Raw genomic sequence first — 24,297 nt, 5'->3', positions numbered from 1 at the left:
CGTGAATAACAAGGGGCGCCGGGCGCCCCTCAGTCTGCAGACAAAGGAGGAAAAAGCGTGGTTTTTCCCCCTTTGTGGTTATCAGCCGAAAATCAATAAATTGATTTTCCTTGTTTTCTTTTCGCTGCTCTCTGCCAACCCGGCATGGGGATGAGGTTTGTCATCAATATCAGGGGCGCCGGGCGTCCCTTTTTTATAGCGTCATCGCCAACCGCGTGCCCTGATCGATCGCGCGGCGGGCGTCCAGCTCGGCGGCCACGTCGGCGCCGCCGATCAGGTGCACGGTTTTTCCCATTGCCAGCAGCGGCTGCTGCAGTTCGCGGCGCGGTTCCTGCCCGGCGCAAATGACCACCGTGTCCACCGGCAGGCAGCTGTCTTGCTCGGCGCGGGTGATGTGCAGCCCTTCGTCGTCGATCAGCCGATAGCTGACGCTGTTGAGCATCTTCACGCCGCGCATCGCCAGGCTGGCGCGGTGGATCCAACCGGTGGTTTTCCCCAGGCCTTCGCCCACTTTGCTGGTTTTGCGTTGCAACAGGTAGATCTGCCGGGCGGCGCGCGGCGCCTGCGGCCCTTGCTCCGCCAGCCCGCCGCGCTGCTCAAGGCGCCCGTCGATGCCCCATTCGCGATTGAATTCCGCCTGATCCAGGCTGCTGGACACGCCGTGCTGGCTGAGGTACTCGGCGGTATCGAAGCCGATGCCGCCGGCGCCGACGATCGCCACCCGCTGGCCGACCGGTTTTTTATCGCGCAGCACGTCCAGATAGCTCAGCACCTTGGCGTGCCCGATGCCGGGAATATCCGGGGTGCGCGGCACGATGCCGCAGGCGAGGATCACCTCATCGAATTCGCTTAAATCCGCCGCTTCGACCTTGACGCCCAGCCTGACCGTCACTTCACGCAGCGCCAGCTGGCGGCGGAAGTAACGCAGGGTTTCATGGAATTCTTCCTTGCCGGGGATCTGCTTGGCGATGTTGAACTGGCCGCCGATCTGCTCGGCGGCGTCGAACAGCGTCACCCGATGGCCGCGGCTGGCGGCGGTGGTGGCAAACGCCAGCCCGGCGGGGCCGGCGCCGACCACCGCCAGTTTTTTCGGTTTTTCCGCCATCGTCAGCGGCATTTCGGTTTCACGGCAGGCGCGCGGGTTGACCAGACAGGAAGTCAGCTTGCCTTCAAAGATCTGGTCGAGACAGGCCTGGTTGCAACCGATGCAGGTATTGATCTCGTCGGCGCGCCCCTCGGCGGCTTTCTGCACAAAGGCGGCGTCGGCGAGGAACGGGCGCGCCATCGACACCATATCGGCGCAGCCGTCCGCCAGCACCTGCTCGGCCACCGCCGGATCGTTGATGCGGTTGGTGGTGATCAGCGGGATGCTGACCTTGCCCATCAGCTTGCGGGTCACCCAGCTGAATCCGGCGCGCGGCACCATGGTGGCGATGGTCGGAATACGTGCTTCGTGCCAGCCGATGCCGGTATTGATGATCGTGGCGCCCGCCTGTTCGATCGCCAGCGCCAGCTGCTCGATCTCCTCCCAACTGGAGCCGTCTTCCACCAGATCAAGCATCGACAGCCGGTAGATCAGAATGAATTCCGGGCCCACGGCCTGGCGTACCGCCCTGACGGTCTCGACGGCGAACCGCATGCGGTTGGTGAAGCTGCCGCCCCATTGGTCGTCGCGCTGGTTGGTGCGCGTCGTCAAGAATTGGTTGATCAGGTAGCCTTCGGAACCCATCACTTCAACGCCGTCGTAGCCGGCCTGCTGCGCCAGCGCCGCGCAGCGGGCGAAGTCGGCGATGGTCTGCGCGATCTCCGCTTCACTCAGGGCGCTCGGCGTAAACGGGTTGATTGGCGCCTGCAGCGCGGAAGGGGCCACCAGCTTGGGTTGATAGCTGTAGCGGCCGGTGTGCAGGATCTGCAGCGCAATTTTGCCGCCCGCCCGGTGGACGGCCTCGGTTACCGGGCGGTGGTGAGGCAATTGCGCCTCGCTGTTGAGGATCGAACCGCCGCGAAACACCACGCCCTGTTCGTTCGGGGCAATGCCGCCGGTGACGATCAGCGCCACGCCGGCGGCGGCGCGCTCGGCATAGAACGCGGCCAGGCGCTGCGGGCCGTCGGGCAGCTCTTCCAGGCCGGTATGCATCGATCCCATCAGCACCCGGTTTTTCAGGGTGGTGAAGCCGAGATCCAGCGGCGCCAGCAGGTGAGGGTAATTGCTCATTGCACTCTCCATCGTTCATCCCCCGCCTCTTTCAACCTGCAGCGTTGTTGCCTGCGTTCGCTCGCCCCAGTCACTTACTTGAGTAAGCTCCTGGGAACGCCCGAACTTGCCGCCTAGCTGCAGGTTGAAAGCGATTGGGGATGAGCATCTGTTATTATTATGTGAACACAAGTGGTCGGATGAGATAAATCTAGCCGTTGTCGCGCCGCTTGGGAATCTGCGTTGCGCCGAATGTGATAGATGTCATGAATCTCAGACTCTGTTTGCATAACGAACAAAAGATCGGTTAGCCTTTACGCGTTGCAAATTCCTTCTCTCTGCGGAGCCATTACCGAAAATGAACACCCACACCTGTTGATATCGTGTCCCACGCTGTGCGCTCTCGCGCCCCGTGGGGATGTTTTGATCTCATTCAGGAGTGCTTATGGCTCATTCAGCGCAGTCCCCTTATTTCGTTTTACATCAACTGACCTGCCAATTTGCTGACGGCGAAACGCTGTTCGGCCCGCTGGATCTTGCTTTCGACCGGCAGCGCTGCGGCCTGGTGGGGCGCAACGGCGTCGGCAAAACCCAGCTGCTGCGCCTGATCGCCGGGCTGGATCAACCGGGCAACGGGCACATCGAATCTCATGCCACAGTAGCTTACGTTGCACAGCAACCGGAGATCGCGCCGCACACCACGCTGGCCCAGCTGTTGGGCTATGGTGAGGCGTTCGCCGCGCTGGCGCGTCTCGAGCAGGGGCGGCCGCTGGTGGACGATATCGATCGTCTGGAAGGGCGCTGGGATCTCCACGATCGCCTGCAAAACGCCTTTGCCGCTGCCGGGCTGCCGGCCTTCGATCCGTTGCGATCCGCCAGTTCGCTGAGCGGCGGCGAGCGGATGCGCGCGGCCCTGTGCGGCGCCTTGCTGGGCGAGGCGGATTTTCTGCTGCTGGATGAACCGACCAACCACCTCGACAGCGCCGGGCGCGCCTGGCTGTATCAACAGCTGGATCAGTGGCGGGGCGGGTTGCTGATCGCCAGCCATGACCGGCAGCTGCTGGCGCGCATGGAGCGCATCGTCGAACTGACGCCCGGCGCGCTGCGCAGCTACGGCGGCAACTATGATGACTACCGGCGCCAGCGCGATACGGAGCAGCAGGCGGCGCGCGCCGATCTGGAGCATGCGCGCGAGGAGCGCCGCCGCACCCGCGCCCGCCAACAGAAAGAGCACGACATGAGCCAGCGGCGCTCGGCGCAAACGCTGCGCGTCGTCGATACGCTGAATATCGCCTCTTTCGAACGGGTGGCCTACAAGTCGGCGGCGAAGGAGAGCCTCGGCACGCTGCGCAAACAGCATCAGGATCGGCGCGACAGCCTCGATGCGGCGGTGCGCGAAGCCTACCAGCGGGTGGAAGAAGAACAGCCGGTGTTGCTGGCGCTGCCCGGCAGTGAAGTGAACGCAAACAAGCAGGTGCTGGTGCTCGAGCGGCTGCAGTTGCCGTTCGTCAGCGCGCCGCCGCTGGATTTGCGGATCGACGGTCCGATGCGCGTGGCGTTGACCGGCCCCAACGGCTGCGGCAAATCCACCTTGCTGAAGACCGTTCTCGGTCAGTTGGCGGCGCTTTCCGGCCATTGTCATTGCCCGCTGTCGACGGCCTACCTCGATCAAACCCTGTCGCAGCTCGATCCGGGCCTGTCAGTAATGGAACATCTGGGGCTGCAGGATTCGCCGTTGGCGGAAGGGGCGTTGCGCACCCGGCTGGCGCAGCTGCAGCTTGGCGCGGATCGCATCGCGTTGCCGCTGGGCTCGCTGAGCGGCGGAGAACGGCTGAAGGCGGCGCTGGCCTGTGCGCTCTGGCGGCGACAACCGGCGCAGCTGCTGTTGCTCGACGAGCCGACCAACCACCTGGATCTGGCGTCGTCGCTGGCGATCGAAACCGCGCTGGCGGATTTCCCCGGCGCGATGCTGGTGGTGTCGCACGACGAAGACTTCCTGCAGGCGTTGCGGCCCACGCACCGCCTGTACCGACAGGCGGACGGCTGGCGGTTTCAGGCCTGGTGAGGCAGGCGGGCGGCGCGCTGACTTAGTGCGGGGCGTTGATGCACGCCAGCAGTTGGGTGAAGGCGGCGGCCATTTGCTCTTCCGGCACGCAGGCAAAGCCCATCAGCAGGCCGCGCCGGCGGTTGGGCAGCATGTAGTAGCGCGACAGCGGCCTCACCAGCACCCCTTGCGCGCCGGCGGCGGCGGCGATCGCCACGTCGTCGGCCTCGTCCGGCAGGTTGAGGATCAGGTGCAATCCGGCGTTGCTGTTGAACTCGCTGAGCGCCTGTTTGCCGAGGTGCCGTTCGATCAATCCGGTCAGGAAGGCGCGCCGCCGGGCGTACAGCAGTCGCATGCGACGGATATGCGCCGTGTAGTGCCCCGCCTGAATAAACTCCGCCAGCGCGCTCTGGATCAGCAGGTGCCCGCCGCGGTACAGCTCGGCGTGGGCGGTTTTCAGCGCCTGCACCAGCGGCGGCGGCAATACCACATAGCCGAGACGCAGCGCCGGGTAGAGCGTTTTGCTGAAGGTGCCGATGTAGATCACCGGCGCATCGGCTTCCAGCCCCTGCAGCGCTGGGATCGGTTGGCCGGAAAAGCGGAATTCGCTGTCGTAATCGTCTTCGACGATCCAGCCGCCGGCGTTCCGCGCCAGCGCCAGCAGCCGTTGGCGGCGCGCCAGGCTCATCACCGAGCCGAGCGGATATTGGTGCGACGGGGTGACGAAAATCAGGCGGGGCGGCGTCGTTGGCTGCTCCGGCGGCACCAGCCCGGCCTCGTCCACCGCCAGCGGGCAGATGTTCAGCGCATTGATGCGCAGGATATTGCGGATCCCCCAATAGCCCGGCTCTTCGATCCAGGCATCATCCCCCGGATTGCACAACATGCGCGTCACCAGATCGATCGCCTGATGGATGCCTTCAGTGATCAGGATCTGTTCCGGCGAGCAGCGCACCGAGCGCGCCACCCGTAAATACTCCACCAACGCATGCTGCAGCTCCGGGCTGCCGCCCTGATTGCTGTAGGTCAGCCGCTGCGGCGTCGGGCGGCGGCTGAGGCGCGCCTGGATCTTGCTGAACAGCTGATGAGGAAAGGCGTTGACGTCGGGGACGCCGGGAATGAACGCCCCCCACTGTTTGGGGCTGGCGCTGGCGTGGTGCAGCAGCGTGGCGCCGCGCTCCGACAGGTCGACGCGCCGCGGTTGCCCGCTGCCGTCCGCCGGAGCGCCGCCGGTGGACAGGCAGCTGTCCGGCACCGTGTCGGCGACGAAGGTGCCGCTGCCGGCGCGCGCCGACACGTAGCCCTCCGCCAGCAGTTGTTCATAAACGGTTAACACGGTGTTGCGTGACAGGCTGAGCTCCTGCGCCAGATCGCGCGAGGCGGGCAGGCGGCTGGAGGGCGGCAGGCTGCCATCGAGAATGCTGGTGCGGATCGCGTTGTAAAGCCGCTTGTGCAGCTTGTCATCGGGCTGTTCGCCGAGGCGCTGCAGCAACAGATCACCACTCAATGAGCGCAATTGGATCCCTCAATTATTCGTAACTGGCACTCGATTATAGGGCCACATCCTGTTTAAATAAACGTCATTGTTTCACGAATGTGAACGAAACGTGTAACTGGCACCGACCGGAGAGAACAGCATGAAAAACGCAGAATTGAACCAACGCCGTCAGGACGCCACCCCGCGCGGAGTGGGCGTGATGTGTGGCTTTTACGCCGAGCGCGCAGAGAACGCTACGCTGTGGGATGTGGAAGGCAAGGAAGTGATCGACTTCGCCTCGGGGATTGCGGTGCTGAACACCGGCCATCGCCACCCGAAAGTGATCGCCGCAATTGAAAAGCAGCTGCAGGCCTTCACCCACACCGCCTATCAGATCGTTCCTTACGAAAGCTATGTCTCGTTGGCGGAGCGCATCAACCAACGCGCGCCGATCGCCGGTCCGTGTAAAACAGCTTTCTTCACCACCGGCGCGGAAGCGGTGGAAAACGCGGTGAAGATTGCCCGCGCTTACACCGGCCGTCCGGGCTTGATCACCTTCGGCGGCGGCTTCCACGGCCGCACCTATATGACCATGGCGCTGACCGGCAAAGTGGCGCCTTACAAACTGGGCTTTGGCCCATTCCCCGGCTCGGTGTTCCACGGCCAGTACCCGAACGCGCTGTACGGCGTGACCACCGAAGACGCGATGAACAGCCTGGATCGCCTGTTTAAAGCGGATATCGATCCCAAGCAGGTGGCGGCCATTGTGCTGGAGCCGGTGCAGGGCGAGGGCGGTTTCAACGTGGCGCCGGCCGATTTCATGCAGGCGCTGCGCGCGCTGTGCGACCAGCACGGCATCCTGCTGATCGCCGACGAAGTGCAGACCGGCTTCGCCCGTACCGGCAAGCTGTTCGCCATGGAGCACTACAGCGTTAAGCCCGATTTGATCACCATGGCGAAAAGCCTGGCGGGCGGCATGCCGCTGTCGGCGGTGGCGGGCCGCGCCGAGGTGATGGACGCGCCGGCGCCGGGCGGGCTGGGCGGCACCTATGCCGGTAACCCGCTGGCGGTGGCCGCCGCGCACGCGGTGCTGGACGTGATTGAAGAAGAGCAGCTGTGCCAGCGCGCCGAGCGCTTGGGGCAGCACCTGGTGGAAGTGTTGCAGCAGGCGTGCAAAACCAGCCCGGCGATCGCCGATGTGCGCGCGCAGGGATCGATGGTGGCGGTGGAGTTCAACGATCCGGCTACCGGCAAGCCTTCGGCGGAGATCACCCGTCAGGTGCAGCAGAAGGCGATGGAGGAAGGGCTGCTGCTGCTGAGCTGCGGTGTGAACGGCAACGTGATCCGCTTCCTCTACCCGCTGACCATTCCGGACGATCAGTTCACCAAGGCGATGGGCATCCTGTCCCGCGCGCTGGCCCACTAAGGAGCGAACGGCATGAAATTGAACAATCCCGAGCTGTTGCGCAGCCAGTGTCTGATCAACGGCGAATGGTGCGATGCCCTGAGCGGCAAGCGCGAAGCGGTGATCAACCCGGCCACCGGCGCCGAGCTGGCCAGCATTCCGCTGGTCAGCGAAGAGGAAACCCAGCAGGCGATCGCGGCGGCGCAGCGGGCGCAAAACGACTGGAAACAGCTGACCGCCAAGCAGCGTTCCGCGCTGCTGTTGGCCTGGGCCGACAAGGTGCTGGCCGCGCAGGAAGATCTGGCGCAGCTGATGACCGCCGAGCAGGGCAAATCGCTGGCGGAAGCGCGCGGCGAAGTGGCCTACGCCGCGTCGTTCATCACCTGGTTCGCCGAAGAGGCCAAGCGGGTGGACGGCGCGGTATTGCAGGCGCCGCAGGCTTCGCAGCGCCTGGTGGTGGTGAAGCAGCCGATCGGCGTGTGCGCGGCCATCACCCCGTGGAATTTCCCGGCGGCGATGATCACCCGCAAGGTGGCGCCGGCGCTGGCGGCCGGTTGCGCCATCATCGTCAAACCGGCCGAGCAAACGCCGCTGACCGCACTGGCGCTGGCCAAGCTGGCGCAGGACGCCGGCATTCCCGCCGGCGTGTTGCAGGTGGTGACCGGCGAAGCGGCACAGGTGGGCAAGGTGTTGTGCGACAGTCCGGTAGTGCGCAAGCTGAGCTTTACCGGCTCGACCGAGGTCGGCCGCATCCTGATGGCGCAGTGCGCGCCGAGCATCAAGAAACTGTCGCTGGAGCTGGGCGGTAACGCGCCGGTCATCGTGTTCGACGACGCCAATCTGGACGCGGCGGTGGCGGGCATCATGGCCTCCAAGTTCCGCAACAGCGGCCAGACCTGCGTGTGCGCTAACCGCATCTACGTGCAGGACGGCATCTACGAGCGGCTGGCGGAGAAACTGGTGGCGGCGGTCGAGCAGTTGAAAGTCGGCGACGGCAGCCAGGAAGGCACCACCCAGGGGCCGCTGATCGACAGCGATGCGGTAGCGAAGGTGCAGAGCCATATCGACGACGCGCTGATCAAAGGGGCGCAGATCGCCACCGGCGGCCAGCCGCACGCGCTGGGCGGCACCTTCTTCCAGCCGACGGTGGTGACCGGCGTAACGCAGAAGATGCGCTTCGCCAAAGAAGAGACCTTCGGGCCGGTGGCGCCGCTGTTCCGCTTCCATGACGAGGCGGAAGCCATCGCCATGGCCAACGACACCGAATTCGGCCTGGCCGCCTACCTGTTCACGCAGAACGCCGCGCGCCAGTGGCGCGTGCCGGAAGCGCTGGAGTACGGCATGGTCGGCATCAACACCGGGCTGATTTCCAACGAAGTGGCGCCGTTCGGCGGCGTGAAACAGTCAGGGCTCGGGCGTGAAGGATCGCGCTACGGGATAGAAGAATATTTGGAGCTGAAATACCTGTGTATCGATGTGAGCCGTTGAGCGTCAGGACGTTAACCCATCCCGGCGGCCAGCGTCGCCGGGCGATAAAGGATGATGCATGTCTGATAATATCTCTGTTTCTCCGGCGCTTGCCGCCGGGGTGCGAGCACCTGCACCCGCCAAATCGTTAAGTTTCCTCGAAGGGGTGGCGATGATCGTCGGCACCAACATCGGCGCCGGGGTGCTCTCCATCGCCTACGCCTCCAGCAAGGCCGGTTTCCTGCCGCTGCTGTTTTGGCTGGTGCTGGTGGGGAGCCTGACCACCATCACCATGCTGTACGTTGCCGAATCTACGTTGCGCACCCGCGCGCATCTGCAGCTGAGCGGGCTGGCGAAGCGCTACGTCGGCGGCCTGGGCGCCTGGCTGATGTTCGCTTCGGTGTGCGTCAACAGCGTCGGGGCGCTTACCGCCTACATGACCGGCAGCGGCAAGCTGCTGCAATCGCTGTTCGGCATCTCGCCGGCGCTGGGCAGCCTGCTGTTCTTCGTGCCCGCCGCCGGCGTGCTGTACCTCGGTTTGAAAGCGATCGGCCGCGGCGAAAAGTTCATCAGCATCGGCATGGTGGTGATGTTGACCGTGCTGGTAGCGGCGACGCTGCTGAAAGACACCACCCAGATGCGCAACCTGCTGGACGGCGACTGGCGCTATATGGTGCCGGTGTTCAACGTGGTGGTGTTCTGCTTCTCGGCGCAGTACATCGTGCCGGAGATGGCGCGCGGCTTCGCCGACAAGCCGGAACAACTGCCGAAGGCGATCATCGTCGGCATGGTCGTGACCTTCATTTTGCTGGCGGCGGTGCCGATGTCGGTGATTGCGCTCAGCGGGCTGGATGACATCTCCGATGTGGCCACCATTTCCTGGGGCCAGGCGCTGGGGCAGTGGGCGTTCTTCTCCGCCAACATCTTCGCGCTGTGCGCGATGCTGACCTCGTACTGGGGGTTGGGCGGCAGTTTTCTGACCAATATTTTCGACAAGTTTAGGCTGGGCAACGACGAGCTGCCGCTGCGCCGTTTCGGCGTGCTGCTGCTGGTGGTGGTGCCGCCGTTCGCGCTGGCTTACAGCGGGCTGGTGTCGTTCGTCAACGCGCTCTACTTCGCCGGGGTGTTCAGCGGGGTGATCCTGTCGATCATGCCGATGCTGATCTTGCGCGGCGCGCGCAAACACGGTGACCAGACCCCGCGCTGGCAGTGCAACTGGATCACGCACCCGCTGCTGCAGGTCAGCATTGTGTTGCTGTACCTGGCCAGCGCGGTGTACGCCATCGCTTCATTGTTAGGCTATCTGCCCTCTGGATGGTGATTTGCCTTCCCTCAAGCAGTGATGTTGTTTCTCGGCATTGAGAACGGCGGCGTCGTGGCCGCCGATTTTTTTCTCAGGCGCGCCGTTTTTCCGACAACGCCAACCAGGCCTGCACCGACGGGCGCTGCCACTGCTTGTGCGCATAGTGGCGCACGCGCTCCGGCACCGGATCGCCGTGCATCACCAGCCGGTTGAGCATCAGCGCCAGATCGGTGTCGGCGATGCACCACTCCCTGAACAGATTATCCTGCCCGTGGCTCAGCAGCTTTTCCACGGCGGCGATCAGCTTGCGCGCGGCCTCCTGCGCGGCTTCGGACAGCGGCGGGAACTTGCCGTTGTTGAACACTACCTCGGTCGAACGCTCGGCGCGGATCGGCAGCAGATCGCTGCGCAGCCAGGCCTGGATCTCGCGCGCCTTGGCGCGCAGCTTCACGTCGCGCGGGTACACGGCGTGGGCCGGGTGGATGTCTTCCAGGTATTCGGCGATCGCCGAAGACTCTGAGAGCTGGAATTCGCCGATCGCCAGCGTCGGCACCCGGCGAGTGAGCGACAGCGCCGCGTAGGCCGCCTCTTTGTTCTCTTCTTTCGCCAGATCCACCGGCTTCACGGTGAACGGAATGCCTTTTTCCGTCAGCACGACAAAGGCGGACATGGCGTACGGGCTGAAAAATTCACTATCGGTATAAAGTTCGGTGATCGGTTGAGACATCGGCGGTTCCTCGGGGTTAAGGGGGGGAACATTCATCATTGTTGAGGGGAGGCTAAAAATCAATCTGTTAGCCTAAAAGTTCTTGGGCGGCGCGGTTTACGGCGCCGTGAGTTCCTTCAGGATGATGTGATATATTTGTTGCCAACACGTGAATTGAGCCGTATTGGGTAACATGAAGACGCAGTGGATAGAACGGGTGAAAGTGGGATGCGCGCGCCTGTGGCCGCACCCGCTGGCGGTGGGCAAACGAGAGATGCTGATTTCCAGCGTCGGCGCCGGTTTGGGGCTGATGCTCGCCGGCTGGATCAGCCACTTTATTTTGGGCGAGGTGAACCTGGGGTTTATCGCGCCGATGGGCGCTTCGGCGGTGCTGCTGTTCGGCGTGCCCAACAGCCCGTTGGCGCAGCCCTGGTCGATCGTCGGCGGCAATGCGCTGGCGGCGACGGTGGGCGTCAGCGCCGGTCTTCTGATCCCCGATCCCGGCCTGGCCTGCGGCGCGGCGGCGGCAGTGGCCATCGGCCTGATGTTCAAGCTGCGCTGCCTGCATCCACCCGGCGGCGCGGTGGCGCTGACCGCCATCCTCGGCGGCCCCGGCATTCACCAGATGGGCTACCACTTTGTGTTGTACCCGGTGCTGCTGAACTCGGTGCTGCTGGCGGCGGTGGCCATTCTGTTCAATAACCTGGCCGGGCGGCGCTACCCGCACGCGCTGGCGCCGGCGGAGGCCAAACCGGCCAATCTGCCGATCGATGCCGTTTCCATTACCCGCGCCGATCTGCACGAGGCGCTGATGGAGGGGGATCTGTTCGATATCGACGAGGACGATCTGCAGGAGATCCTGCTGCGCGCCGAGCAACTGGCGCATCAGCGGCAAAGCAAGATTGCCTGATCAGCCCAGCGTTTTGCGGTAAAACACCACCCGTTCCGTTTCGGCAAAGCCCAGCGCTGCATGCAGGCGTTGGGAGTCCAGGTTGGCGATGTCGGTATCCGACGCCAGCTCGCTGCACCCCTGTTGCTTCGCCCACTCCTGCACCTGCGCGATCAGGTGCGCGGCCCAGCCCTGTCGACGGGCGCATTCGACGGTGTAAATCCCTTCCAAAAACGCCACCGGCGACGATTCGCAGCCGTTGACGTAATCGTGGCGCAGCGCGACCTCGGCAAAGCCAACGAAAGCGCCGTCCAGCCCCCGGGCCATAAACGCGGTGTGATGCGGCGAAGCCAATATTTCGCGCATCTCCGCGCGGTGCTCTTCCAACGGACAAGTGGGCCACAGCGCTGAGCGCAGCGCCAGCCAGGCGTCGAGGTTGTCGTGGTCGCAGTTGACGATCATGCGGGGTCCTTTTGAGTCGGAATAAATCAGGCATGCCGAGAGGGAAGTGTGGCACGGCAGCGGGAAACAAAAAAGCCATTATGCCGAGGGGCGCCCTTCATTAGGATGAAAGGGGTGTTGATATTTTAAGCGAAGTTAGTATAGGGTACGGCTAGGGCGCTGATAAGGGATTGTTATGGATGCGAAAGCCGTAGCTCAAGGAATTCTTGAGGGAATAGAGTCTTTACCAAGGGGCATTGCCTATAGTGCTCGTAGGACATGGCAGGGAGCAGGGCTCGGCGGTCGAGAGCTTAAGCGCCGCAATGAAATCGAAACGGAACGGTTCATCAAGGTCGTTCGTGCCGGCTATGGTATCGAAGCCCCGCTACGTGAGCTGATAGCGGTGATTATCCGTGACTGCTATCAGCGGATGGATCTGCAAACACAAACCGTGCTAAGCCAAAAATTAAACCATGTAGAGGGTTATCTTACAGGACGTATGGGGACGCAGTTCATTCTGGTTTAGCAAATCACACACCATATTTTGAAAAAGGTTATCGGCAGCACACTTTTCAAATGGGTATTCAAAGGTGTCACCATTGCTGGGCTAAACATCATTCTTTTACAAGGAATTATTGAACAGGCCGCCGTTTCTTCGCGTCGTTTGCGGGAACAATATCCCTCAACGTACCATAAGCTCACGCCACGAAATTTGGACATGATCTACTTTCTGGCGGAGGAGTATCTTGAACCCTTTGTTGCCTATACCAGCAAATCGAAAATGTTCTGTGAAGGTGTGAATCATGAGCTATCTAAAGTCTTGGGGCAGTAAGCTCGGTAAAGGATTGTCGCACCTTGTGGAAGCGATTTTGGGCGGGATATTTTCTGTCGCTGCGTTTGGCTCACTGTTCTGGTTCGACGAATGGTGGCAACGAATTCTGAGCGCGGCAATATTCCTGTTACTGGTGTTTGTCACTATTGCTTTGTGTAGCCTTGTGAGAGGCGACCGATAGCGGATAGATCAATCAAAAGCCAGCGGTTGGATTTTAACTAATGGTTAAGTGATGATGACTTCCTATCGTTAAGTAATAAAATCAATGAACTGGCTAAAATCCTTTCTTGTGAAGTTCGTTAAATTTGTTGGCCGACAAACTGCTGACTTGGCTGAGTCCATAGTCATTGGCCTGTTCTCTATAGCGGCATTTGTTGCCTTGTTCTGGTTTGATGAGTGGTGGAAATATATCGCTGCGGCTGTCGCGATCTTCTTTGCCGGCTTCCTGGTAAGTCTGGCTATAGGCTGGTTAAGAAGGGAAAGATAGCTGAGAGTGTTGGCATACCGCCGCCATTTTGCCGCCACTGTGAGCAAGAAATAAAAAAGCCACTTCGAGAAAAGTGGCTTTTTTATATGATTTTAGAGCTAAAATTTGGTGGCCCCTGTTGGGTTTGAACCAACGACCAAGCGATTATGAGTCGCCTGCTCTAACCACTGAGCTAAGGGGCCAAGCCGCGAGATTATAGGGAATCCTTAAGCATCGGTCTACTGTTACCCGCCCGTATGTTGCTTTTCTGCGCAGTTCTAGCCTGTTGTAATTGCTGGCGGATTTTGCGATAACCGCAGTAAATCCCTGCAATGGACTCACGATACTCATGGAACTTCTGGCGCCCAATCTGCGGGTGGTGTTTTGCGGCATCAACCCCGGCCTCTCTTCCGCCCATCAGGGCTATCCTTTTGCCAACGGCAGCAACCGCTTCTGGAAGGTGATCCATCAGGCCGGCTTTACCGAGAGCCAGCTGGCGCCGGAGCAGTGGCAGCAGCTGAAGGACAACGGCTGCGGCATTACCGCGCTGGTGGCGCGCCCGACGGTGGCGGCCAGCGAGCTGTCGCGCGACGAGTTGCGCAGCGGCGGTGAGGCGCTGCAAGAGAAGATCCTGCGCTATCAGCCGCGCGCGCTGGCGATCTTGGGCAAGCAGGCGTTCACCACCGCCTTCGGGGTGAAAAACGCGCCCTGGGGCAAGCAGACGATGATGCTGGGAGAAACCGAGGTCTGGGTATTGCCCAACCCCAGCGGATTGAATCGCGCCACGCTGGAACAACTGACCGCCAGCTATCGCGAGCTGTTCCTGGCGCTGCAATGAGATAAGGGGAGTGTGCGATGACATCGATGATGAAAGGCTGTTTGATGGCGCTGCTGTTGGTGACCGGCGCCGCACAGGCGGGGCATTCGCCCCAGGAAGCGCGCAACAAGCAGAACGTGCTGGAGTTTTATCGGCAGGGGCTGAACAACAAGGATTTTGCGGCGGCGCGGCCGTTTTTGGGCGAACAATACAAACAGCATAACCCCAATGCCAAAGACGGCGTGGCGGGTTTTCGTCAATTTGTCGAGCTGCTGAAAACGCGCTACCCCAACTCGCACCGTGAAGTTAAACAGGCGTTCGTCGACGGCGACTTCGTGATTTTGCATGTGGAAGTCAGCGGGCGCGAGGCCGGTAAAACCGCGGCGATCGTCGATATCTTCCGTCTGGACAGCGCCGGAAAGATCGTTGAACACTGGGACGTGACGCAGCCGGTGCCGGAGAAAACTGCCAGCGGCAACGGCATGTTCTGAGGCATAAAAAAACCCCGGCAGGCCGGGGTTTTTGTTTTGGGTGCGGCAGCCGGACTTAGTCGTCCAGGAAGCTGCGCAGCACTTCGGAGCGGCTAGGGTGACGCAGCTTGCGCAGCGCCTTGGCTTCGATCTGACGAATACGCTCACGGGTAACGTCAAACTGCTTGCCTACCTCTTCCAGCGTGTGATCGGTGTTCATGTCGATGCCGAAACGCATGCGCAGCACTTTCGCTTCGCGCGCGGTCAGGCCGGCCAGCACGTCGTGGGTGGCGGAACGCAGGCTTTCCGAGGTCGCGGAATCCAGCGGCAGCTCGAGGGTGGTATCCTCGATGAAGTCGCCCAGATGCGAATCTTCGTCGTCGCCGATCGGCGTTTCCATCGAGATTGGCTCTTTGGCGATCTTCAGCACTTTGCGGATCTTGTCTTCCGGCATCAGCATGCGCTCGGCCAGCTCTTCCTGCGTCGGCTCGCGGCCCATCTCTTGCAGCATCTGGCGCGAAATACGGTTGAGCTTGTTGATGGTCTCAATCATATGCACCGGAATACGGATGGTGCGCGCCTGGTCGGCGATGGAGCGGGTGATAGCCTGACGGATCCACCAGGTGGCGTACGTCGAGAACTTGTAGCCGCGGCGGTATTCGAACTTGTCTACCGCTTTCATCAGGCCGATGTTGCCTTCCTGGATCAGATCCAGGAACTGCAGGCCGCGGTTGGTGTATTTCTTGGCGATAGAAATAACCAGACGCAGGTTGGCCTCAACCATCTCTTTCTTCGCACGGCGGGCTTTCGCTTCACCGATCGACATGCGACGGTTGATGTCTTTGACCTGCTCGATGGTCAGGCCGGTCTCTTCTTCGATCTGACGCAGTTTCTGCAGGCTGCGCTGCACGTCTTCAGCAACGTCTTTCAGCTTTTCCGACCATGGCTTGGCCATCGCCAGCGCGGCTTCAAACCAGGAATCGCTGGTTTCGTTGCCGGCGAACAGGGTGACGAAGTTTTTCTTCGGCATTTTGCACTGTTCAACGCACAGCTTCATGATGATGCGTTCCTGGGTGCGAACGCGGTCCATCATGGTGCGCATGCTGTTGACCAGGAAGTCGAACTGTTTCGGCACCAGGCGGAACTGCTTGAACACTTCAGACAGCTTCAGGATCTCGTCCGCGGCGCTGGCGTGGCTGCGGCCGTTTTTCTTGATCACCAAACGCGTCGCTTCATACTGATCGCGCAACTCGGCGAACTTCTGACGCGCCAGCTCAGGATCGATGCTGTTATCGTCTTCGGTGTCGTCGTCTTCGTCGTCTTCATCTTCTTCGTCGTCGTCTTGCTCTTCGCTCGACAGTTCAGAACCGATGTGGGTCGCGGTGGGGGCGATGTCCTCTTCCGCGTTAGGATCGACGAAGCCGGTGATCAGATCGGACAGGCGCGCTTCACCCGCTTCGACGCGATCGTACTGCTCAAGCAGGTAGGTGATGGCTTCCGGGTATTCGGCAACCGAGCACTGTACCTGGTTGATGCCGTCTTCGATGCGCTTGGCGATGTCGATTTCGCCTTCGCGCGTCAGCAGTTCGACGGTGCCCATTTCGCGCATGTACATGCGCACCGGGTCGGTGGTGCGGCCGATTTCGGATTCCACGCTGGACAGAACCTGTGCGGCGGCTTCTTCCGCATCTTCGTCCGTGCTGTTCGAGTTTTCGGCGAGCAGCAGGTCATCGGCGTCCGGTGCTTCTTCCATCACCTGGATGCCCATGTCGTTAATCATCTGGATGATGTCTTCGATCTGATCGGAGTCGACGATATCTTCCGGCAGATGGTCATTGACCTCAGCATAGGTCAGATAGCCTTGCTCCTTACCACGGGTGACAAGTAGCTTCAGCTGTGACTGCGGGTTTTGCTCCATAAGACGGTATCCACACTTCAGAGTATTTAGGTTGGTGTCGGTCGGCGAAACCGCCAACAATAGCATTTGGGGCGTTTTCGTTATCGCCGCGGCCCACTATGGCGGCACTGTGCAGGGCTCTGCCCTCGCAATTATCGGCACTTAAGCCGTTTGGTATTCAGTTTTTCTTCGCTAAAACCTGGTTGAGAGAACGGACTTCTTCACGTTCCTCCGCGCTCAGACCGCGCGTTCTGGCCTGGGCGATCAGCGTTTCCAGCCGTTGCTCGAGCACCGAGTCGTACAGGCTGGCCAATGTATCCAAAAAGGTCTGCTCGACCATGTCCTCAACGATCATATGGTTCCAGGTCGCCAAGGTTTCAAGCTGCTGGCTGAATTTGTTGTCGCGATACAGCTCCAGCAATTGCCCGGTCGTCAGGCCCGGCTGCGCCAAACAGGTCTGCACCAGTTCGACGAACAGCGGCAATCCCGCCTGTTTGGTCTGCTCCAACCCTTCCAGCGAAGGGATAAGTGTAGCCAACTGCGGATTTTGCACCAGTAACCCTATCAGTATACGCATGGTTGTGCGTTTTAGCTGGGGCGCCTGATAAGGATTCGCATTTTCAGCCTGCTTGGGCATCAGCTTGTCGAGCTGGCTGTCGTCCAGCAGCCCCAGCTTGTTACCGAGCTCCTGGCGCAGGTACAAGCGCAACGTTTCGCCCGGCACCTGAGTAATCAGCGGCAGCGCCAGCGTGCTCAGCTTGGCGCGCCCGTCCGGGCTGCTCAGATCCACCTGCGGCAGCAGGCTTTCGAACAGGAACGTGGATAGCGGCTGCGCCTGCTCCATTCGTTGTTCGAAGGCTTCTTTGCCTTCCTTGCGCACCAGCGTGTCCGGGTCTTCGCCGTCGGGCAAAAACATGAACCGCAGCTGGCGCCCGTCATTCAGGTATGGCAGCGCGGTTTCCAGCGCCCGCCAGGCCGCTTCGCGGCCGGCGCGGTCGCCGTCGTAACAGCAGACGACGTTGTCGGTAGCGCGGAACAACAGCTGAATGTGTTCCGCCGTCGTCGAGGTGCCGAGCGAGGCGACGGCATAGTCGATGCCGAATTGCGCCAACGCCACCACGTCCATATACCCTTCCACCACCAGCAGCCGCTGCAGGTTAGGGTGGTTCTGCTGTGCTTCATACAGGCCGTACAGCTGGCGGCCCTTATGGAAAACTTCGGTTTCCGGCGAGTTCAGGTACTTCGGCATACCGTCGCCCAGGACGCGGCCGCCGAAGGCGATCACGCGCCCGCGCTTGTCGCGAATGGGGAACATCACCCGTTCGCGGAAACGGTCGTACGAACGCCCCTGATCGTTAGTCACCAGCATGCCGGCATCGTTCAATGCGCGGCGCGAGTCGGCGTCGCGGCCGAAACGCTTCAGGGCGTTGTCCCATCCCGCCGGCGCGAAGCCGATGGCGAAATGGCGAATAACGTCGTCACTCAATCCGCGCTGCTGCAAATAGCTGCGCGCCGGCGCCCCGGAGGACTGCTGCAGTGACTGTTGATAGAACGCGCTGAGCTGTTCCATCAGTTGGTACAGGCTCTGGCGCTGATGGCGCTCGATCTGGGTTGGCCCGGTGCCCGCTTCGTAAGGCACTTCCAGCCCGTGCATGGTCGCCAGTTCTTCGATGGTTTCGACAAACTCGAGTCGGTCGTAATTCATCAAAAAGTCGACGGCGTTGCCGTGCGCACCACACCCAAAACAGTGATAAAACTGCTTTTCGCCATTAACGGTAAAGGAAGGCGTCTTTTCGTGGTGGAACGGACAGCACGCGTGATAGTTCTTGCCTTGCTTCTTGAGCTTCACGCGGGCGTCGATCAAATCGACGATGTCGGTGCGAGCCAGCAAGTCATTGATAAATACGCGCGGAATTCGTCCAGCCATAAGCCCTTACTTCATTAGCCTATAAACGAGAACAAGCCGCGCATTCCTTTCGGAAAGCACGGCCTTCGTATGCAACTACTCGGTCTGCGCGATTTTGAAAATCAGAAATTCACGCGGTGGGGTTGCCCCCGAAGAATTAATACAGACGAGTGCGGCGTGCGTTTTCGCGAGCCAGTTTCTTCGCGTGACGTTTCACAGCAGAAGCTTTAGCGCGTTTACGTTCGGTAGTTGGTTTTTCATAAAACTCACGACGACGAACTTCAGCTAAAACACCCGCTTTTTCGCAAGAGCGTTTGAAACGACGCAGAGCAACGTCAAATGGCTCGTTTTCACGTACTTTAATTACCGGCATGTGCCTCTCACCTCAATAAAATTCGGTTTGCTGCTGGCCAAGCGCCAGCCTTTTCAAAATGGTGCGGAATTTTACTCCAATGGATGCTGCTTTGTAAAGCATCACAGCAAATTGAAACCCGCGTCGCTCTGCCGCAACGTGCGCAATTTTGCACCGGGCGCTGATTATAGACTAATCAGAAAAAAATGCTCGTGTTTAATCGCTCGGGCATTTTCTGGATGAATCATCGACATAGGCGCAAGCCGGTGACAAGATGCGCCGCATCGGCGGTAAATGCGGCGGAATGTGGTAGACTGGCGGCCGCACGTGAATGATGGGAAATGTAATGCGAGTACTGGGTATAGAAACGTCCTGCGATGAAACCGGAATTGCAGTGTATGACGATCAAACCGGTTTGTTGGCCAACCAATTATACAGCCAGGTGAAGCTGCACGCCGACTACGGCGGCGTAGTGCCGGAACTGGCCTCCCGCGATCACGTGCGCAAAACCGTGCCGCTGATTCAGGCGGCGCTGAAAGAGGCCAACCTGACCCCGGCCGATATCGACGGCGTGGCTTACACCGCCGGGCCGGGCCTGGTGGGGGCGCTGCTGGTCGGCGCTACCGTGGGGCGTGCGCTGGCGTTCGCCTGGAACGTGCCGGCGGTGCCGGTGCACCACATGGAAGGCCACCTGCTGGCGCCGATGCTGGAAGATAACCCGCCGGCGTTCCCGTTCGTCGCGCTGCTGGTCTCCGGCGGCCACACTCAGTTGATCAGCGTCACCGGCATCGGTGAATATGAACTGCTGGGCGAGTCGATCGACGATGCCGCCGGCGAAGCGTTCGACAAAACCGCCAAGCTGCTCGGCCTGGATTATCCCGGCGGGCCGATGCTGTCGAAGATGGCGCAGCAGGGCACGGCGGGGCGTTTTACCTTTCCGCGGCCGATGACCGATCGTCCGGGGTTGGACTTCAGCTTCTCCGGGCTGAAAACCTTTGCCGCCAACACCATTCGCTCCAACGGCAACGACGATCAGACGCGTGCCGACATCGCCCGCGCCTTCGAGGATGCGGTGGTGGATACGCTGGCGATAAAATGCAAACGCGCGTTGGATCAGACCGGCTTCAAACGCCTGGTGATGGCCGGTGGCGTGAGCGCCAACCGCACGCTGCGCGCCAAACTGGCGGAGATGATGCACAAGCGCGGCGGGGAAGTGTTCTATGCCCGCCCGGAATTTTGCACCGACAACGGCGCGATGATCGCCTATGCCGGCATGGTGCGCCTGAAGAGCGGCGCCAACCCGGCGCTGAGCGTTTCCGTGCGGCCGCGCTGGCCGCTGGCGGAACTGCCTGCGGTATAAAACAAAGGGCCGGATTATCCGGCCCTTCTGTTATTCTTCTCTCGGCTGGTCGCCGTTATCCGCGTCGTTTTTCTTCTTGCGGAACTTGCCCCAGATCTTGCCTTCCTGGCCGCGCCACAGGCGCTGAATATTGTCGTGATGCCGCATCAGGATCAGGCAGGAGAGCATCGCTACCGGGAAGGTGAACTGCGGTTTGAACCACCAGACGTAGAACGGGGCGATCAACGCGCTGACGATGGCGCCGAGCGAAGAGTAGCCGCTGAGCAGCACCGTCAACAGCCAGGTGCCGGTCATCAGGCCGGTCAGATCCCAGCCGATAGGCGCGATGGCGCCAAACGCCGTCGCCACGCCTTTACCGCCGCGGAAGTGGAAGAACACCGGATAGATGTGCCCCAGGCAGGCGGCGATCGCCGTCAGGCCGAGATACAGCGGCGGCACATCGAGTTTGTAGGCCAGCCAGACCGGCAGCATCCCTTTCAGAATATCGAACACCAGCACCGCCGCCGCCGCCAGCCGGCCGCCGATGCGCAGGACGTTGGTCGCCCCGGGGTTTCCTGAGCCATGTTCACGCGGATCCGGCAGCCTGGCGATCCGGCAAACCAGGATCGCGCTGGAAATCGAGCCGCACAGATACGCGAAGATAATCATGCCAAGCGCGGTAGCACTCATAACGCGGTTCCGTTTAATAATGGTCGTTTTACTCGCAACATCTATGGATAATACGCACATTCCGCTGGAAGTGGTATCCGGCAAGGCCAAAAACAGAGAATGACGTGATGGATATCGTATTTATTGAAGAGCTTACCGTAATTACCACCATTGGCGTTTATGAGTGGGAACAGGGCATTCGTCAGAAGCTGGTGTTCGATATCGAAATGGGCTGGGATAACCGGCCGGCCGCCGCCAGCGACGATGTAAATGACTGTCTGAGCTATGCCGATGTCAGCGACGCCGTGATCCAGCATGTTGAGTCGAACCGCTTCGCGCTGGTGGAGCGCGTAGCGGAGGAAATATCCGAAATTTTGCTTCAGCGCTTCAATTCCCCGTGGGTCCGTATTAAGGTCAGCAAACCGGGCGCTGTAGCACATGCCAATCGGGTCGGCGTGATCATTGAGCGCGGCACTCGTCCCGCATGATTTTATGTCATCTGCTTGCAACGAAAGACCGTTAAACTGGTCTTAATCCTGAGAATTGTTTTAGCGGCATTGTCTTTTAAGCACTGCCGCTTTTTTATGTGATGGCCGTTATTTTATGGGGTGAGCGAAGCACATGGCTGACATGCATTCACTGTTTATTGCGTTTGTTCTTGGGGTTGTCGAAGGGTTAACCGAATTTCTGCCGGTGTCTTCCACCGGGCATATGATTATCGTTGGCGAGTGGCTGGGTTTTACCGGCGACAAAGCCAAAACCTTTGAAGTCATCATCCAACTGGGGTCGATCCTGGCCGTGGTGGTGATGTTCTGGCGCCGGTTGTTCGGCCTGATCGGCATCCATTTCGGCGGCAAGCCAGTGGAGCACGAGGGCAAAACCAGCGGCCAACTGAAGCTGGGGCATATCCTGCTGGCGATGATCCCGGCGGTGGTGCTGGGTCTGGTATTCCACGATGTGATTAAATCGCTGTTCGCGCCGAAAAACGTGATGTACGCGTTGGTCGTCGGCGGCCTGCTGTTGCTGGCGGCGGAATGGCTGAAGCCGAAGAAACCGAGAGCGGAAGGGCTGGATGACATCACCTACCGCCAGGCGTTCATGATTGGCTGCTTCCAGTGCCTGGCGCTGTGGCCGGGCTTCTCCCGTTCGGGTTCCACTATCGCCGGCGGTATGCTGGTGGGCGTAAACCGTTATGCGGCGTCCGAGTTCTCCTTCATCCTGGCGGTGCCGATGATGATTGGCGCCAGCGGTCTGGATCTGTACAAGAGCCTGCACTTCTTGACCTGGAGCGATCTGCCGATGTTCGCCGTCGGTTTCGTTACTGCCTTCGTGGTGGCGCTGATTGCGATCAAGACCTTCCTGTCGCTGATCAAACGCATCTCGTTCGTGCCGTTCGCCATCTACCGCTTTATCGTGGCGGCCGTGGTTTACATGGTATTCCTGTAAGCACGATGGCAAGAAAAAACCCCGCTCTGCGGGGTTTTTTTATGCCTGATCGTTGAGGATGGTTTGGTTGAGCTTCCAGTCGGCCAGCGCCTGCTGGCGACGGCGTTTGAGCTCATCGCGGATCGCGGTGCCCTGCAGCCCGCTGGCTACCACCTCTTTAATCGATACCGCGTTCGCCACCTGATACGCCTGGCGCAGATAGTCGCCCTGCGGATAAGGATTCTCCTCAAAGCCGGTGCGGCCGCGCGCGTCCGCTTCGCTGGTCAGGATCATCTGCTCCAGCCTTTGGGGCTTGCGCCAGACGTCGATGGCGTCGAACAGCTTCAGCAGGGTCTCCGGCCGCAGCTTGTTCACGGTGTGGATCAAATCATGGTACTCGGCCACCAGCTTGCTCAGATCGCGCACCGGGTTGGGCACCCGCAGCCGCTGGCACAGCGCCTCGACCAGCCGTACGCCCGCCGGGCCGTGGCCGTGGTGATGCGGCCAGAACGCTTTCGGCGTCAACCCTTTGCCAAGATCGTGGCACAGCGTGGCGAAGCGCACGTCCACCTCCGGCGTGAGGCGGGCGGCCATCGCCAGCGCCATCAGCGTGTGTACGCCGGTGTCGATCTCCGGGTGCCACTTGGCGGGGGCCGGCACGCCGAACAGCGCGTCGATTTCCGGGAACAGCACCGCCAGCGCATCGCAGTCGCGCAGCACCTGAAAATAGACCTGCGGGCTCTGGCTTTGCAGCGCTTTTTCAGTTTCTTTCCAGACGCGTTCGGCGGTCAGCGCGGCCAGTTCACCGCTGTGCGCCATCCGGCGCATCAGGGCCAGCGTTTCGTCGGCGATGCGAAAACCCAGATGAGCGAAGCGAGCATTGAATCGCGCCACGCGCAGCACGCGCAGCGGATCTTCGCCGAACGCGTCGGAAACGTGGCGCAGCACGCGCGCCTGCAGATCGGCCACGCCGCCGTAAGGGTCAATCAGTTCCCCTTCGGCGGAACGGGCGATGGCGTTGATGGTCAGATCGCGCCGCAGCAGATCGTCTTCCAGCGTCACGTCCGGCGCGGCATAGCAGGTAAAACCGGTGTACCCTTGGCCGGATTTGCGCTCGGTGCGCGCCAGCGCATACTCCTCGTGGGTATCGGGATTGAGGAACACCGGAAAATCTTTGCCGACCTGCTGGTAGCCCAACGCCAGCAACTCCGCCGGCGTGGCGCCCACCACCACCCAATCATGATCGACCACCGGAATGTTGAGCAGGCTGTCGCGAACGGCACCGCCGACCAGATAAATCTGCACTGTTGACTCCTGAATATCGTGTAAGGCCCTGTCTATCAGATTACATGAATTGGCCGCGGGATGTCGGCGCCAATGAAAAAGGCGCCCGCAGGCGCCCATACTCAAACTGAACGATACTGAAATCAGTTCATCCAGCGATTGTTGTTCTTGCGACGCGGGATCAGGTGCGGCAACAGCAGGCCCAACAGCAAACCGACGCCGGCAACGCCGCCGCCGTACATGAACCACTGCAGGATAATGGTGCGCTGCTTGTCGTCGAGCTGCAGGTTAACGGCGTTGACCTTCTTCTGCGCGACCACCAGCTGGTTTTTCAGATCCTGGTTTTCCTTCTGCAGGCTGCTGATGGTGCTGTCGCTGCCCGCGACTTTTTCCTGCATTTCCGAGGTACGCTGGTTCCAGGTGTTATCGATGTTGGCCAGTTTGTCGGTCAGGGTTTTCACCTGCTGTTCCAGCTCCGGCACGCGGGTGCGCAGGCTTGGCGTCTGGCTGAGCTGATCGAGCGGGATCCAGGTGGTGCGGCCTTTCGGATCGCGGATCTGGCCGTAATTGGTGCTGTCGTTGACGCTCAGCAGGGTCACTTCTTCACCGGCGTTCAGAGTGCCGACAATACGGTACTGATTACCTGGGCCGCTATGGACGTAAGTGCTTAACTCATCGGAGATATAGCGTTTATCTTCGGCATGTGCGGCCCAAGTGATGCTGAAGCTCAGCGCGGCAAGGAAAATCAGGCGTAATTTCTGCATTAGTTCATCGTTTCTGGGTGAATTTATGGAACGATAGTAGAGGGTTCAGTCTGACGACGCAACGCCAAAACCGGAATGAGAACTATCTTACTGTGGCTGATTCTGTGAGTTGCGCAGCGTTTTATAACGTAACAGGTTTTTTCTACAGTT

At 60.7% G+C, this 24,297-nt stretch carries 23 protein-coding genes and 1 tRNA gene; 13 read left to right on the top strand and 11 right to left on the bottom strand.

Features of this window, described 5'->3' with window-relative positions; genetic code table 11:
• Positions 1-193: 193 nt before the first annotated feature.
• Positions 194-2,215 (bottom strand): FAD-dependent oxidoreductase, encoded by a 2,022-nt coding sequence (locus IT763_RS20240; RefSeq protein WP_033639320.1) that lies wholly within the window; start codon positions 2,213-2,215, stop codon positions 194-196.
• Between the two features lie 424 nt (positions 2,216-2,639).
• Here IT763_RS20240 and IT763_RS20235 point away from each other — a divergent pair, with 424 nt between their 5' ends.
• The gene (locus tag IT763_RS20235) at positions 2,640-4,259 is read left to right on the top strand and encodes an ABC-F family ATP-binding cassette domain-containing protein (protein ID WP_206194961.1); all 1,620 of its coding nucleotides are present in this window, start codon (positions 2,640-2,642) and stop codon (positions 4,257-4,259) included.
• Between the two features lie 22 nt (positions 4,260-4,281).
• Here IT763_RS20235 and IT763_RS20230 read toward each other — a convergent pair whose 3' ends face one another.
• A complete protein-coding gene (locus tag IT763_RS20230) occupies positions 4,282-5,754 on the bottom strand; it encodes a PLP-dependent aminotransferase family protein (protein ID WP_206194960.1) in 1,473 nt (490 codons plus the stop codon).
• A 121-nt stretch (positions 5,755-5,875) separates the two neighbouring features.
• Between IT763_RS20230 and IT763_RS20225 the strand changes: the two genes are divergently transcribed.
• Genes IT763_RS20225 through IT763_RS20215 form a run of 3 tightly spaced genes read left to right on the top strand, consistent with a single transcriptional unit; the run spans position 5,876 to position 9,908 of the window.
• The gene (locus IT763_RS20225) at positions 5,876-7,141 is read left to right on the top strand and encodes a 4-aminobutyrate--2-oxoglutarate transaminase (protein WP_206194959.1); all 1,266 of its coding nucleotides are present in this window, start codon (positions 5,876-5,878) and stop codon (positions 7,139-7,141) included.
• Between the two features lie 12 nt (positions 7,142-7,153).
• Entirely contained in the window at positions 7,154-8,608 is a 1,455-nt protein-coding gene (locus IT763_RS20220) for an NAD-dependent succinate-semialdehyde dehydrogenase (RefSeq protein WP_004937166.1), read from the top strand.
• 58 nt (positions 8,609-8,666) lie between these two features.
• Entirely contained in the window at positions 8,667-9,908 is a 1,242-nt protein-coding gene (locus IT763_RS20215; RefSeq protein ID WP_049299883.1) for an amino acid permease, read from the top strand.
• Positions 9,909-9,981: 73 nt separating this feature from the next.
• Here the strand turns inward: IT763_RS20215 and yfcF are convergent, their stop codons facing one another.
• Complete coding sequence (gene yfcF, locus IT763_RS20210; protein ID WP_004937171.1) at positions 9,982-10,617, bottom strand: glutathione transferase; 636 nt, start codon at positions 10,615-10,617, stop codon at positions 9,982-9,984.
• A 172-nt stretch (positions 10,618-10,789) separates the two neighbouring features.
• Between yfcF and IT763_RS20205 the strand changes: the two genes are divergently transcribed.
• Positions 10,790-11,506, top strand: coding sequence for an HPP family protein (locus tag IT763_RS20205; protein WP_206194958.1), 717 nt, complete (start codon positions 10,790-10,792; stop codon positions 11,504-11,506).
• Here IT763_RS20205 and IT763_RS20200 read toward each other — a convergent pair whose 3' ends face one another.
• Complete coding sequence (locus IT763_RS20200; protein ID WP_016930164.1) at positions 11,507-11,947, bottom strand: aminoglycoside N-acetyltransferase AAC(6')-Ial; 441 nt, start codon at positions 11,945-11,947, stop codon at positions 11,507-11,509.
• A 175-nt stretch (positions 11,948-12,122) separates the two neighbouring features.
• Here IT763_RS20200 and IT763_RS20195 point away from each other — a divergent pair, with 175 nt between their 5' ends.
• From IT763_RS20195 to IT763_RS20185, 3 genes are all read left to right on the top strand, one after another.
• Positions 12,123-12,452 (top strand): hypothetical protein, encoded by a 330-nt coding sequence (locus IT763_RS20195; RefSeq protein ID WP_164052769.1) that lies wholly within the window; start codon positions 12,123-12,125, stop codon positions 12,450-12,452.
• 18 nt (positions 12,453-12,470) lie between these two features.
• Positions 12,471-12,758 (top strand): hypothetical protein, encoded by a 288-nt coding sequence (locus tag IT763_RS20190; protein WP_164052767.1) that lies wholly within the window; start codon positions 12,471-12,473, stop codon positions 12,756-12,758.
• A gap of 265 nt (positions 12,759-13,023) precedes the next feature.
• Positions 13,024-13,245, top strand: coding sequence for a hypothetical protein (locus tag IT763_RS20185; protein ID WP_206194957.1), 222 nt, complete (start codon positions 13,024-13,026; stop codon positions 13,243-13,245).
• Between the two features lie 106 nt (positions 13,246-13,351).
• Here IT763_RS20185 and IT763_RS20180 read toward each other — a convergent pair.
• Positions 13,352-13,427 (bottom strand) — tRNA-Ile (locus tag IT763_RS20180).
• A gap of 146 nt (positions 13,428-13,573) precedes the next feature.
• On the opposite strand from IT763_RS20180, the gene mug reads away from it, so the two are divergent.
• Together mug and IT763_RS20170 are read left to right on the top strand one after the other, a co-directional pair.
• Entirely contained in the window at positions 13,574-14,062 is a 489-nt protein-coding gene (mug, locus tag IT763_RS20175; protein WP_016930160.1) for a G/U mismatch-specific DNA glycosylase, read from the top strand.
• A gap of 17 nt (positions 14,063-14,079) precedes the next feature.
• A complete protein-coding gene (locus IT763_RS20170) occupies positions 14,080-14,532 on the top strand; it encodes an ester cyclase (protein WP_371811597.1) in 453 nt (150 codons plus the stop codon).
• Positions 14,533-14,587: 55 nt separating this feature from the next.
• Here IT763_RS20170 and rpoD read toward each other — a convergent pair whose 3' ends face one another.
• From rpoD to rpsU, 3 genes are all read right to left on the bottom strand, one after another.
• Positions 14,588-16,429 (bottom strand): RNA polymerase sigma factor RpoD, encoded by a 1,842-nt coding sequence (rpoD, locus tag IT763_RS20165; protein WP_206194956.1) that lies wholly within the window; start codon positions 16,427-16,429, stop codon positions 14,588-14,590.
• Between the two features lie 157 nt (positions 16,430-16,586).
• A complete protein-coding gene (gene dnaG / locus IT763_RS20160; RefSeq protein ID WP_016930158.1) occupies positions 16,587-18,335 on the bottom strand; it encodes a DNA primase in 1,749 nt (582 codons plus the stop codon).
• Positions 18,336-18,471: 136 nt separating this feature from the next.
• The gene (gene rpsU, locus IT763_RS20155) at positions 18,472-18,687 is read right to left on the bottom strand and encodes a 30S ribosomal protein S21 (RefSeq protein ID WP_001144069.1); all 216 of its coding nucleotides are present in this window, start codon (positions 18,685-18,687) and stop codon (positions 18,472-18,474) included.
• A 325-nt stretch (positions 18,688-19,012) separates the two neighbouring features.
• On the opposite strand from rpsU, the gene tsaD reads away from it, so the two are divergent.
• A complete protein-coding gene (tsaD, locus tag IT763_RS20150) occupies positions 19,013-20,026 on the top strand; it encodes a tRNA (adenosine(37)-N6)-threonylcarbamoyltransferase complex transferase subunit TsaD (protein ID WP_048325519.1) in 1,014 nt (337 codons plus the stop codon).
• Positions 20,027-20,056: 30 nt separating this feature from the next.
• Here the strand turns inward: tsaD and plsY are convergent, their stop codons facing one another.
• Positions 20,057-20,695, bottom strand: coding sequence for a glycerol-3-phosphate 1-O-acyltransferase PlsY (gene plsY, locus IT763_RS20145; protein WP_004937201.1), 639 nt, complete (start codon positions 20,693-20,695; stop codon positions 20,057-20,059).
• Between the two features lie 107 nt (positions 20,696-20,802).
• Here plsY and folB point away from each other — a divergent pair, with 107 nt between their 5' ends.
• Positions 20,803-21,162 carry a bifunctional dihydroneopterin aldolase/7,8-dihydroneopterin epimerase gene (gene folB / locus IT763_RS20140; RefSeq protein ID WP_015379095.1) on the top strand — a complete coding sequence of 120 codons (360 nt, stop codon included), beginning with the start codon at positions 20,803-20,805 and terminating at the stop codon, positions 21,160-21,162.
• A 133-nt stretch (positions 21,163-21,295) separates the two neighbouring features.
• On the top strand, positions 21,296-22,120 hold the full coding sequence (gene bacA / locus IT763_RS20135) for an undecaprenyl-diphosphate phosphatase (RefSeq protein ID WP_016930155.1): 825 nt from the start codon (positions 21,296-21,298) through the stop codon (positions 22,118-22,120).
• Between the two features lie 39 nt (positions 22,121-22,159).
• Here bacA and IT763_RS20130 read toward each other — a convergent pair whose 3' ends face one another.
• The gene (locus tag IT763_RS20130; RefSeq protein WP_049299879.1) at positions 22,160-23,404 is read right to left on the bottom strand and encodes a multifunctional CCA addition/repair protein; all 1,245 of its coding nucleotides are present in this window, start codon (positions 23,402-23,404) and stop codon (positions 22,160-22,162) included.
• Between the two features lie 122 nt (positions 23,405-23,526).
• Positions 23,527-24,147, bottom strand: a complete 621-nt coding sequence (locus tag IT763_RS20125) for a TIGR04211 family SH3 domain-containing protein (protein ID WP_016930153.1) — start codon at positions 24,145-24,147, stop codon at positions 23,527-23,529.
• Positions 24,148-24,297 lie beyond the last annotated feature (150 nt).

Source organism: Serratia sp. CMO1, from assembly GCF_015689115.1.
Lineage (GTDB): Bacteria > Pseudomonadota > Gammaproteobacteria > Enterobacterales > Enterobacteriaceae > Serratia > Serratia marcescens.
Note: the sequence above shows the minus strand (reverse complement) of the source record. Positions and strands in the feature narration are given on the sequence as shown.